This window comes from Pandoraea sp. NPDC087047 (assembly GCF_044745225.1).
In the GTDB taxonomy this organism is placed as follows: domain Bacteria; phylum Pseudomonadota; class Gammaproteobacteria; order Burkholderiales; family Burkholderiaceae; genus Pandoraea.
On record NZ_JBIUZU010000003.1, the window covers coordinates 344940 to 356115 of the forward strand.

The 11176-nt window shown below is 64.8% G+C and carries 10 protein-coding genes; 6 read left to right on the plus strand and 4 right to left on the minus strand.

Annotated features, from left to right (window positions below; all coding sequences use genetic code 11):
- Positions 1-21 precede the first annotated feature (21 nt).
- Both ACIPHM_RS07110 and ACIPHM_RS07115 read right to left on the minus strand, forming a co-directional pair.
- A complete protein-coding gene (locus ACIPHM_RS07110) occupies positions 22-1764 on the minus strand; it encodes an FAD-dependent oxidoreductase (protein ID WP_400326067.1) in 1743 nt (580 codons plus the stop codon).
- Positions 1765-1868: 104 nt separating this feature from the next.
- Positions 1869-2828, minus strand: coding sequence for an MBL fold metallo-hydrolase (locus ACIPHM_RS07115; RefSeq protein ID WP_400326070.1), 960 nt, complete (start codon positions 2826-2828; stop codon positions 1869-1871).
- Between the two features lie 245 nt (positions 2829-3073).
- Here ACIPHM_RS07115 and ACIPHM_RS07120 point away from each other — a divergent pair, with 245 nt between their 5' ends.
- The 6 genes from ACIPHM_RS07120 (at position 3074) to ACIPHM_RS07145 (ending at position 9011) form a co-directional block, all read left to right on the plus strand.
- The gene (locus tag ACIPHM_RS07120) at positions 3074-3892 is read left to right on the plus strand and encodes an IclR family transcriptional regulator (protein ID WP_400326073.1); all 819 of its coding nucleotides are present in this window, start codon (positions 3074-3076) and stop codon (positions 3890-3892) included.
- Positions 3889-4776 (plus strand): IclR family transcriptional regulator, encoded by an 888-nt coding sequence (locus ACIPHM_RS07125; protein WP_400326076.1) that lies wholly within the window; start codon positions 3889-3891, stop codon positions 4774-4776. The genes ACIPHM_RS07120 and ACIPHM_RS07125 overlap by 4 nt, the downstream gene beginning before the upstream one ends.
- Before the next feature lie 463 nt (positions 4777-5239).
- Positions 5240-6601, plus strand: a complete 1362-nt coding sequence (locus ACIPHM_RS07130) for a histidine-type phosphatase (protein WP_400326079.1) — start codon at positions 5240-5242, stop codon at positions 6599-6601.
- On the plus strand, positions 6535-7359 hold the full coding sequence (locus ACIPHM_RS07135; protein WP_400326082.1) for a hypothetical protein: 825 nt from the start codon (positions 6535-6537) through the stop codon (positions 7357-7359). Before ACIPHM_RS07130 ends, ACIPHM_RS07135 begins: the two co-directional genes overlap by 67 nt.
- A gap of 174 nt (positions 7360-7533) precedes the next feature.
- Positions 7534-8451, plus strand: coding sequence for an alpha/beta hydrolase (locus ACIPHM_RS07140; RefSeq protein WP_400326084.1), 918 nt, complete (start codon positions 7534-7536; stop codon positions 8449-8451).
- A 110-nt stretch (positions 8452-8561) separates the two neighbouring features.
- The gene (locus ACIPHM_RS07145) at positions 8562-9011 is read left to right on the plus strand and encodes a MarR family winged helix-turn-helix transcriptional regulator (protein ID WP_400326087.1); all 450 of its coding nucleotides are present in this window, start codon (positions 8562-8564) and stop codon (positions 9009-9011) included.
- Positions 9012-9047: 36 nt separating this feature from the next.
- Here ACIPHM_RS07145 and ACIPHM_RS07150 read toward each other — a convergent pair whose 3' ends face one another.
- Both ACIPHM_RS07150 and ACIPHM_RS07155 read right to left on the minus strand, forming a co-directional pair.
- A complete protein-coding gene (locus tag ACIPHM_RS07150) occupies positions 9048-9479 on the minus strand; it encodes a hypothetical protein (RefSeq protein WP_400326090.1) in 432 nt (143 codons plus the stop codon).
- 255 nt (positions 9480-9734) lie between these two features.
- The gene (locus tag ACIPHM_RS07155; protein WP_400326093.1) at positions 9735-11114 is read right to left on the minus strand and encodes an MFS transporter; all 1380 of its coding nucleotides are present in this window, start codon (positions 11112-11114) and stop codon (positions 9735-9737) included.
- Positions 11115-11176: the final 62 nt, after the last annotated feature.

Here is an 11176-nt window from a genome sequence, read left to right on the forward strand (position 1 = left end):
CGTCGGTATTCGGGTGAAGTCTCACGCCGCGCATTGCATCGGTGCGACTTCCGGAGCGGTGCGGCCCAGCGCGCGCTCGCGTGCGGCGGCAATTGCCTTGGCGTCGACGGCACGCCAGCGAGCGCATACATGCTGGTCCGGACGAATCAGATACACCGTGCCCGGCGCCGCGTCATAGCGTTGGGCGGCGAGGCCCTGCACGTCGTGCCAGACGCTGTGTTCGTCGTGCGTGTCCTGAGCGGCGTCGGCATCGGGCGTCACGAACACCGGCACGACGGGCACGCTGTGGTTCGTGAGCGCTTCAAGCGACGCCAGCGTCGACGCATCGAGCGACGACGGCGCACCGAACACGAGCGCGACGAAGCGTCCGCCCAGACGCGGCAACAGCCAGCCGTGCTGCCCGCGCCGCGCGAGCGGAGCGTCGACACACGCGGCGCCCGGCGTCATGCCACCGGCGAACGTGCCGCTCTCGGCGGTGTTGAGCGTCGACCGATGCAACACCGCAGGCACGGACAGACGTCCGCTGTTGACCAACTGACGCGCAAACGCATGGTCGCGAGCGAGTGTGAGCACGGCATCGCGAAACACCCGCGAGACGGGACTCTTCGGCGTGATGAAATCGGTGGAGCGAGTCGAATTGCGGATGTTCTCGTCGGCAGCGTACTCGCGCTCGCGGGCGTAGGTATCGAGCAGCGCGTCGGGTGCATGACCCGCGAGCACCAGCGCGAGTTTCCACGCGAGGTTCTCGGCATCCTGCACGCCGCTGTTCGCGCCGCGTGCGCCGAACGGCGAGACGCCATGCGCAGAATCCCCGGCGAACAGCACATGGCCGTGACGGAAGTCGTCCATGCGCAGACAGGAGAACGTGTAGACGCTCACCCACTCCAGCGTGAATTTCGCGTCGGGGCCGAGCAGGGCCTGTACGCGCGGGATCACTCGCTCGGGGGCCTTTTCGGCGACGGGATCGGCGTCCCATCCCAATTGGAAATCGATGCGCCAGACGTCGTCCGGCTGACGATGCAGCAGCACCGACTGATTGGGATGGAATGGCGGATCGAACCAGAACCAGCGCTCCGCCGGGAAGTTCGCCGTCATCTTCACGTCGGCGATCAGGAAGCGATCCTTGAATGTGCGTCCGTGGCTATCCACCCCGATGAGCTGGCGCACGGGACTGCGCGAACCGTCGGCGGCCACGACATAGCGGGCGCTCGTGCGATATTCGCCGTCGGGTGTCTCGACGGTGAGCGTAACGCTGGCGTCGGCCGACCCCGGTGTGCCCTGTTGCGTGAGGCCGACGACCTTGTTCTTCCAGCGGATTTCGATGTTCGGCAGTTCGCGCGCGCGCTCGAACAGATAGCCTTCGACGTAATACTGCTGAAGGTTGATGAACGCCGGGCGATGGTGTCCCGCCTCGGGCAGCAGATCGAAGTTGTAGACCTCCTGATCGCGCAGAAACACGCGTCCGACGTTCCAGCGCACGCCCTTTTGCACCATGCGCTCGCCGCAGCCGAGACGGTCGAAGATGTCGAGCGTGCGCTTGGCGAAGCAGATGGCGCGCGAGCCGGTCGAGAGCGTGCAGTCGTCGTCGAGCACGATCACGGACACGCCGTGCTGCGCGAGGTCGATGGCCGTGGCCAATCCGATCGGGCCCGCGCCGACCACGATGACCGGATGCGTCGCGCATTCGGCGTCGGCGCCGTTCACGGACTGTTCTGCGCACCGCCGGTAATCGAACGCCAGGCGCTGGTAATCGATGCTGCTCATGCAAAGTCTCCATCGTCGGCACCGCGCCGGCGCTCGCACGCCGGCGGGTGACGTTTTTTACTTTTCAATGCAACGAACTCAGTCTTTCCGTCGTTTCCGTCCTCTTAGTCCTGCAAGGCGGCCCACATTTCCTTGTCGCGCTGCGCCGTCCAGATGCGCGGGTGCGTGATACCGGCCGCTTCGTCGAACGCGCGGGTCACGTCGAACGGCAGGCAGTGTTCGTAGATGAACACGTGGCCGAACTTCGGATCCATCTTGCTGCGCGTGAGCGCCATCGCACCCTTCAGGTCGAGCTTCTGTTCGACGGCTTGCTTGCCGGCTTCGAACAGCGTCGTCACGAAATCCTTGGTATAGGCGAGGCCCTTGGCGACGTCGCCAGGCGTGGTCAGCGCCGGACCGCGGCCCGGCACGAGCTTCTCGGCGCCCAGGGCGGCGAGGGCGTCGAGCGTGGCCGGCCATTCGGCGAGCTGGGCGTCGCCGGTGTAGCAGGCGGCGTCGTACTCGACGAGGTCGCCCGAGAAAAGCACCTTCTGCGACGGCAGCCATACCACGGTGTCGCCCTTCGTGTGGCCCGAGCCGAGATGCGCGATCTTCACTTCGAGCTTGCCGAGGAACAGCGTCATTTCCTTCTCGAAGACCAGCGTCGGCCACGTCAGGCCCGGCACCGTTTCGACCCCGGCGAACAGGCGCGGAAAGCGCTCGATCTCGGACTTCATGTCGGCTTCGCCACGCTCGACGATCATCTCGTACGTGCCACGGCTGGCAATGATTTGCTGCGCGCCTTCGGCGAAGTAGGCCGACGCGCCGAGCACGCGCACGGCGTGATAGTGGGAGAGCACCACGTACTTGATCGGCTTGTCGGTGATGGTGCGGATCCGGGCGATCAGGTCTTGCGCCATGGCGGGCGTGGCCGTCGTGTCGACGATCATCACGCCGTCGTCGCCAATGATGACGCCGGAGTTCGGGTCGCCCTCAGCCGTGTAGGCCCAGGCGTTTTCCGACAGTTGGGTGAAGGTGACCTTCTTGGCTTCCAGGTCGGCTTGGGAGGCGAATGCTTTGGCCATGCTTGTCTCTCTCTTGTCTTGTATGCGGGGAAGGTACTGCTGGATGAGGGCATCTTACGAAACGCCCAGAATATTTGTCAATGACAAATCTGATTGTTATTTGATAATGTGACGGCGTGAGTGATTAGCGATGTCGTTGTTGCGGGTTAACCCTGCGGTGCGCGGGGGAAGTGATTGAGAGCGCATGCGCCGACTTGTTTAGAATCTAGGCCATTTTCTTCGGGGGGCTTCGCTCCCAAAACGGCATGAACCGAATTCCGATGGACGGCACGGCCGACGCGACGGGCCAGCCCGGCCGTGTCTCGCGCGGCGTGCAAAGCGTGGATGTGGCAGCGCGCATGCTTCAGGCTCTGGCGCAGGCGCGTTGCCCGCTGGGCCCGGGCGATCTCGCGGCACTCGCGGGGCTGCCGCCTGCGCAGGCGCATCCGTATCTGGTGAGTCTTACGCGACTCGGGTTGCTCAAACGCGATCCGATGTCCGGCAATTACGCGCCTGGGCCAATGGCGCTGCGACTCGCCTTGCTGCATCTCGAAAACGATCCGGCTTATCGCGCTGCCGTGCCGCGGGTGGTAGCGCTCGCGCGCGAGACCGGCTTCTGCGTGGCGATCTGCACAAGTGCGCCGCAAGGCCCGCTCGTCGTGCACTTCGAGCGCGCGGCGTTCCCGCTGCATGTGAACTTGCACGTGGGTTCCGTGATGTCGCTCACGACCACCTCCACCGGACGCGCGTTTTGCGCCTTCACGCCGCAGTCGCAATGGCCGCAGGCGTGGCACGAGCAGCTACCTGCTGTTGCGGCGGATCGGGCGCGCTTCGACGCGTTGCTTAACGAGACTCGCGAACACGGCATGTCACGGAGCGTGAATATGCCGAGTCCGTCGGTCAGCAGCCTGTGCGCGCCGGTATTCGATGCGAGTGGACGTCTGCGTCTGGCGCTCACGGCGATCGGTCCGACGGCGGCGCTCGACGTCGCGTGGGACGGTGCTGCGGCGAGCGCCCTGCGCGCGACGGCGAACGCCATCGCATACCAAGTCGATACCGTTGGCGACGACGAGGTGCCCGCATGAGCGCCACGCGAAACCGCAATGCATCCGTCACCGGGACGAACGACGCTGCAAGTACGGCTGTGCACAACGACGTGAAGCACGGCGCCGTGAAACCGCAACGCGGCATTCAGGCGCTGGAGAGCACCGGCGTGCTGCTTGAAGCCCTGGTGGCGGCGGGACGCCCGCTGCCGCTCAATGCATTGGCACGCGAGGCGGGGATGGCCGCTGCGAAGGCGCATCCGCATTTGGTGAGCTTGCAGCGCGCGGGCTTGCTCTCGCGCGATGCGAACGGCAATTTCGCGCCCGGAGCGTTGAGTCTCGAGCTCGGGTTGATGGCATTGCAGCGACTCTCGCCGACGGGCGAAGCCGAGCCGGAGATTCTCGCGCTCGCGCAGGCGACGGGTCTTTCGGCGGCCATGGCCGTGCTCGGTCCGGTTGGACCCACGGTGGTTCGTCTGGAAGAGGCGGTGCGAGCGCAGCACGTGAGCTTGCGCATCGGCACGGTGCTCTCGCTGGTGAACACTGCCATCGGCCGCACGTTCGCCGCCTTCCTGCCCGATGCGGTACTGGACGGCATGCTCGCGCAAGAACGGGTCCGCATGGCGGGACTGGGCACGGAAGGGCGCGCGACGAAGCCGTCGCCCGATTACGCGGTTCGTCTGACGACGATTCGCGAGCAGCGGTTCGATACGGCGCTGAGCAACCCGGTGCCCGGCATCGATACGGTGGCGGTGCCGGTTTTCGATCACACGGGCGAGGTGACGCTGGTGCTCGCGCTGATGGGCTCGGCAGGCAGCTTCGAGACGGCGTTCGACGCCGCCCCGTCGCAAGCCCTGCGTGCGGCGGCCCATCGATTGTCATGGCGCTTTGGGGCCGTGGGACGAGCCGACGGCTCGTCCGGGTAATCGTTCGGCGTCAGCGGCGACGGCTCGGGACGCGATGCGCAAGCGGCTCCCGGGCAACCGTTCGGCGTTCCGGACGATGCCGGTCGCGGCGACGCCGCCGGAAGCGGTGCGTGATGGGGCTCTCGGGTACTCGCGCTGCGTCCCCTCGCCCTCCCGGCGATGTATTTCCGCCACGCTCGACGAACGGTTTGGATGATGTGCCGGGGACGCACGGTAAGATGGACGCCGATGCAGTTCCTGTCGTCCTGTCGCCCTCCTTGTCCCTTGCCCCTTGTCCCCGTCACCCCGACCTGTTGCCATGACTGCCGCCATGACCCGCGTGATGACTCGTGATTCCGTTCGACCTCTCGACATTCGTGACGATGCTGCCGCCGGTGCCTGGCTTGGCCGATTGGGGCGCATTGGGCGTATCAGGCGTGCCGGGCGTTCGGGTGTTTCCGGCGGTCGGTGGCAGACGTGCCTCGTGGCGGTTGCCGTCGCAGGGGCGTTGAGTGCCTGCACGACCCCGGCGCCCCAGCAGCCGGGACCGGCGAAGCCGCCTGAGTCGGCCGCGCGCATCGACGGCATGCCGGCCGACTGGACCCTCGTCTCCACGGTGATCGTCAGCCGCCACGGCGTGCGGTCTCCGACCCACGCACATCCGCCGTTGGACAAACTGAGTCCGGACACCTGGCCCGGTTGGCCCGTGCCGGCTGGCTATCTGACGGCGCGCGGCGGCTCGTTGGCCGAGCGCATGGGACGCTACTACGGCGATTGGCTGCGCGCGCGGCGCGTGCTGCCCGAGAGCACGTGTTCGGCGCCGGGCGCCGTGTACGGATGGGCCGATATCGATCAGCGCACGCGTGAATCCGGCAATGCCTTGCTGCAAGGCATTGCGCCGGGGTGCGACATGCGTACGTCGCATCAGGCGGACCTCACGACGTATGACACCGTCTTCCAGCCGGTCGCTGCCGGAGACTGCCCGCTCGATCCGGGAGCGGCGCGCGGGGCGATCGAGGCGCGTCTGGCGCCGGATGGCGTCGCCGGTCTGAACAAGCGTTATGCCGCGACCCTCGCCCGCATGGGCCAAGTGCTCGACTACGCGCACAGCCCCGCGTGCGGTGCGCAGGGCGGATGCATGCTGGAGGACGTGCCGACGCGTCTGCGTGTGGAAGGCGACGGCAGCGGTGTGGCGTTGCGCGGGGCATTGGGGAGCGCGGCGAAGGCGTCGGAAGTGTTCCTGTTGCAGTACGGCGAGGGCTTGCCCGACACCGATGTCGCGTGGGGACGGATTCGCGATGAAAAGGATTGGGCGCTCCTGCTCGAAGCGCATAACGCGCAACGCGACCTGCTCAACAAGACACCTTATCTCGCCGCGACGAACGGCACGCCGTTGCTGGCCGCGGTGCTCGACGCGCTCACACGCGCACAAATGACGACGGGCGCCCCGCCGCCGGCGCCGGTACGCGGTCCGGTGTTGCCGGTGGGCAATCGCGTCTATGTGCTGACGGGCCACGACACGAACGTCGCCAATCTCGCGGGCATGCTCAAACTCGACTGGCAACTGCCGGGTCAACCGGACAACACGCCGCCCGACGGTGCGCTCGTCTTCACGTTGTGGCGCAATCCGGCGGGGGAGCCGTTCGTGCGCGTGGAGTTCGTGTACCAGTCGATGCACCAGATGCGTCACCTCACGGCGCTATCGTTGGACGAGCCTGCCAAGCGCGTAACGCTGCCCGTTCCCGATTGCGGCGACGGTCCTGACGGCAAGGCCTGCAAGTGGCCGACGTTCGCGCAGCGCGCGAAGGCGGCGCTGTTGCCGGCGTGTCTGGAGGCCGTGCGATAAGGGTTCAGACGAACACACGAAAGGGAGACTCAGCGATGCGCCAAATAATTCGAATCACGCTGGCCGCTGTCGTATCGTCCGTTGCTGTTTTCGCTCTTGTCGAGCCGGCCAAGGCCGAGACGATTGTCAATTCGACCGCCGAGTTACTGAAGAACAAGACGGCAATGCAGTATGTTTTTTCTCGTCCGGCGATGCTGGTGATGTACCAGTTGGGTGTGGAGGACGACAAGAAATTCAACCTGCAACCCGACTGCAAGTCGAAGTACCAGGTCAAGCCGGTCGGTGCCGTGGTCTTGAAGCCGATAACGTTTCCCGATGGCGGGCAAAACCCGACAAAGGGTATTTGGCTCACGCGTTACCAACTCGATCGCTGCGGTGATTCGAAGATCTACAACACGCTGTTTCTCGCCGACGCGAACGGTGGCAATCCAACGCCAAAGGCGTTCTATCCCGGCAACCCTCTCGCAGGCCCGACGCTGGTACAGGACGCGGTAATGCTCGCCGTGACGACAGCCATTGCACGCTCCGGACTCAAGGAATGCACGAAAGCCGATGTCTTCGACATGCGCGTGACGCAACCCCCCCACGATGTTATCGAAGCGGGTAAAACGATGCGAGGTGTCTGGAATGAACTCTGGACATTCAAAGCGTGCGGACAAATGCTGGACGTCGCGATGACGTTCACGCCCGATGCCGACGGCGGCGGCACGTCATTCTCGACGGGGCCGGTGACATCGAAGCGTGCTGGATCTCAGTGATCGAATGTGCGCGCCCGCTTGTGTGCGCAGTCCTCCCGTAGCTTTCCTCTAATTTAATTCGTGAACGAATTAACTTCATGCATATACTTCGTATGCGAAACAAATTTCTCGTCCAATCTTTTCACTGACAGGCGCCGCACCCCCATGGGCATGTGAACGCCGGGGAGTCGTGTCATGTCGTCGCTTGCTGCAGAAATTCCTGCTGTCGACGGGTATCCGCTCGGCGGGCACGTCTGGTATCCGGAGGTCTTGCCTGCCAAGGGTGTCGTGTTGGTGCATCCGGCAACGGCCGTGCCCGAGCGGTTGTATTTCGCGTTTGCGCAATACGTCGCTGAGCGTGGGTTGATTGCCGTCACCTATAGCTATCGTGGGATCGACGGCTCGCGGCCGCCGTCACTGCGAGGCTTCAACGCGCGCATGCGCGATTGGGCCGATCTCGATGTGGAGGGCGTCACCCGCTGGGCGGCCGAGCTTTACCCGTCGCTGCCGCTCTATGCCGTCGGGCACAGTTTCGGCGGCCACGCCATCGGGCTTTGTGAAAGCTCGAACCTGTTGCGCGCCGCCGTTCAGGTCGCGTCGCACGCCGGATCGATGCGAGTGGTCACCTATCGTCGCGAGCGTGCCCGCGTCACCCTGCTCATGCACTGGATCGCACCGCCGCTAGCCCGTCTCGTCGGTTTCATGCCCGGCAGTCGTCTCGGCATCGGGGAGGATCTGCCCGTGGGAGTATTGCTCGAATGGAGTCGCTGGACACGTCTTCCGAACTACTTCTTCGACGATCCGACGCTCGACGCCGAAGCCCGCTTCGCTCGCGTTTGCACGCCGATCCTGTCCCTGGGGTTCGACGACGATCTCTGGGCGACACGCGTGGGCATCGATATGCTCGTCTCACGTCTTCATCACGCGCCTGTGACACGCCGAGAAATTTCGGCGAGTCTTTCGGATTCCGGATCGATCGGGCATATGGGATACTTCCGTCAACGTTCCGGCCCACGCCTTTGGCCGGAGACCGTCGACTGGTTATTGTCGACGGGCGCGGTGAATGCCGCGGCGGGTCACAGCGGGACCCAGGCGCTAACGGGAACGTCGTAGCCGCGCCACTCCCGTTCCGAATCACATCGAATCCACCAGACTGACAAGACGGAATGCCAAAACGCCAAGCGTCCCTTGCTACCCAGGCCGCTATCAGAACGACGTCCGCTGTGAAACCGGGATCGGACGACGCCATCGACCGCAGGCTGTTGTTCCTGCTGAACGTCGGCCAGCGTCGTGTCCAGCAATGGATCGACGCCCGCTCGGTGGAGGGCGCAGGCGTGAGCGCCGCGCAAGCGGGTGTGCTCTTCTACCTGCTGCATCACGAAGATGCGCTCGTGGGCGAAGTCGGCGCCGCATTGCAGCTTTCCCCGTCGTCGATGACAGGGCTGGCGAATCGCATGGTCGCCGCAGGCTTGCTGATTCGCCGCGCCGATGCCACCGACGGCCGTGCCACGCGCTTGCGTGTGACCGCCGCCGGTCATAAGGCCATTGCGTGCGCGCGCGACGTTCTGGCTGAACTCAACGCCCTGCTGCACGACGACTTCAGCGACGCCGAACTGCGCGTCGTGGCGCGCTGGCTCGGCAATTTGCAAAAGCAGTTCCCGGCCGAAGGCTGACCCTGCCGGCGACACCCTCGCGGCGTCTTCCGTGCGTCAGTGAATCGCCAGCGCGTTCGCCTGGGCGTTGGCCACGCCCGCGGCCACATTCACGCCGATATTGCCCGAAGCGCCCATCAATGCGCGCTCGCCCAGCGAAGCGTTCATGGCGCCGGTGACGGTCGCGGCGTTGCGGATCGTCTGACGGGTATCGACGGAGATGTTTGCAGCGTTCGCCAGCACGATCTGGTTCGATTGCACGTTGAGTGCGCCCGCGGCGACATTCACGCCGAAATTGCCGTGTGCGTCGCGCAACGCGTCGGCACCGAGCGTTGCAACGGCACCGACGTGACCGAGAAACACGGCGTCGCTGGCGATGGTTTGTTGGGTGGAGAGCCGCACGACGGAAGCGTCGTCGGCAGTGGCCGCGAAGGCCGAAGCGCTGGTGAGGGCCAGCACGACAGAACTCAGCAAAGTAAGACGCGACATGTGGATCTTCCCCAGATCGTCCGTTGGGACGGATATCTGGATATCGGCGCGTTGGGCGCTCGGGTTGAATGATTTTTCATGTGTCGCATGCGCGCCGGGCAATTATTTTTTGTGCCCCTGCACCGCCGAGCTGCTTCACCGAAAGCCGCAGTCGTTCCCGTGACCACCGCGGCGCGAATTTTCGCATGGCGACACACATCTGTGCCGCCAACCATGGGTCGGGATTCGTCACCCGGCCCATCTTGACGCGCGAGCTTACGCCGGTTCTCCCGCGCCGCTCGCCAGTCCCGCCGAATTGCCTCGCCATTGTGTTGCTGCTTGCTGCTGCACCGACGCCGATTTCTTGTGGTCGATGAGCAACACGGCGATCACCGCAATGACGGCGGGAATCGCGATTGCCATAAAGTTTTGCTGCAACGGCAGCGACATACTCACCAGCACACCGATCACGATGGGCGCGAGAATCGCACCGCTGCGTCCCACGCCGGACGCCCAGCCGATACCCGTGCCGCGCGCCGCCATCGGATAGAACTGACCCGCGTAGGCGTACGTCACGATCTGCGTGCCGATGGTCGAGGCGCCAGCCAATCCCACGAGCACGAACAACACCGGCGTTGGCACTTTCACACCGAGCAAAGTGATGGATACGGCAGCGAGCGCATACATGCCGACGAGCACGTACTTGATGTTGAAACGATCCGCGAGCCAGCCGCCGCCAATCGCGCCGAACATGGCGCCGAAGTTCAGCACGAGTACGAACGTGAGCGCCGAGCCGAGGCTGTAACCGGCACTCGCCATGAGCTTCGCGAGCCACGAGCTGAGCGCGTACACCATGAACAGGCACATGAAAAATGCGACCCACAGCATGGCCGTGCTGAAGCCCCTTCCGTCCTGAAACAGACGCGAGAGCGGCGCCGCCTGTCTGCGATCCGTGCCCGGCAGCGCGAACTGGTCGCCCGGCTGCGCAACGTAGTCCGGCGCAAGACGGCCGAGCACTTGCTTGAGCGCGTCGAGACGTCCGGTGCGAATGAGGAACGGCATCGACTCCGGGAGCGCCTTCATGGCGAACGGCACGAGCAACGCGGGCACACTCGCGGCGAGAAACACCGACTGCCATCCGTACGATTCGATCAGTCCCTTGCCGAGCAGCGCGGCGAGCATGCCACCGACCGAATAGCCCGAGAACATCAACGTGACGAGGGTGCCACGCAAGCGGCGCGGCGAATATTCCGTCATCTGTGCGACGACGATCGGCATCACGCCACCGATGCCGACGCCGGCGAGAAAGCGGGTGAGCGAGAAACTGACCGGCTCGTGCGTGAGACCGGCCGCCGCGGTGAAGAGCGAGAACATCAACACGCAAATGGCGATGGCTTTGCGCCGGCCGATGCTGTCGGCCACCATGCCCATCACGATGGCGCCGAACATCATGCCGAACAGGGCAGAGCTGACCATGAAGCCGGCACTGGTGGCGTCTACGTTCATCGCCTTCATGATCGACGGCAGTGCAATGCCCGCGACCGCAAGGTCGTAGCCGTCGAAAATGATGATGAGGGCGCACCAGAGCAGTATGCGTCCGTGATAGCCGTTGAAGCGCGCTTCGTCGGCCAGATGATGTACGTCGATGTGTCGCATGCGGGTGTCTCCATAACGAATCCGCCCTCCGTCGAAACGCGGAGAGTCTTCAGGGTTCTGTC

Coding starts and splice junctions, on each gene's coding strand:
- ACIPHM_RS07110 (WP_400326067.1), bottom strand. CDS start 1,764: ATGAGCAGCATCGATTACCAGCGCCTGGCGTTCGATTACCGGCGGTGC.
- ACIPHM_RS07115 (WP_400326070.1), bottom strand. CDS start 2,828: ATGGCCAAAGCATTCGCCTCCCAAGCCGACCTGGAAGCCAAGAAGGTC.
- ACIPHM_RS07120 (WP_400326073.1), top strand. CDS start 3,074: ATGAACCGAATTCCGATGGACGGCACGGCCGACGCGACGGGCCAGCCC.
- ACIPHM_RS07125 (WP_400326076.1), top strand. CDS start 3,889: ATGAGCGCCACGCGAAACCGCAATGCATCCGTCACCGGGACGAACGAC.
- ACIPHM_RS07140 (WP_400326084.1), top strand. CDS start 7,534: ATGTCGTCGCTTGCTGCAGAAATTCCTGCTGTCGACGGGTATCCGCTC.
- ACIPHM_RS07150 (WP_400326090.1), bottom strand. CDS start 9,479: ATGTCGCGTCTTACTTTGCTGAGTTCTGTCGTGCTGGCCCTCACCAGC.
- ACIPHM_RS07155 (WP_400326093.1), bottom strand. CDS start 11,114: ATGCGACACATCGACGTACATCATCTGGCCGACGAAGCGCGCTTCAAC.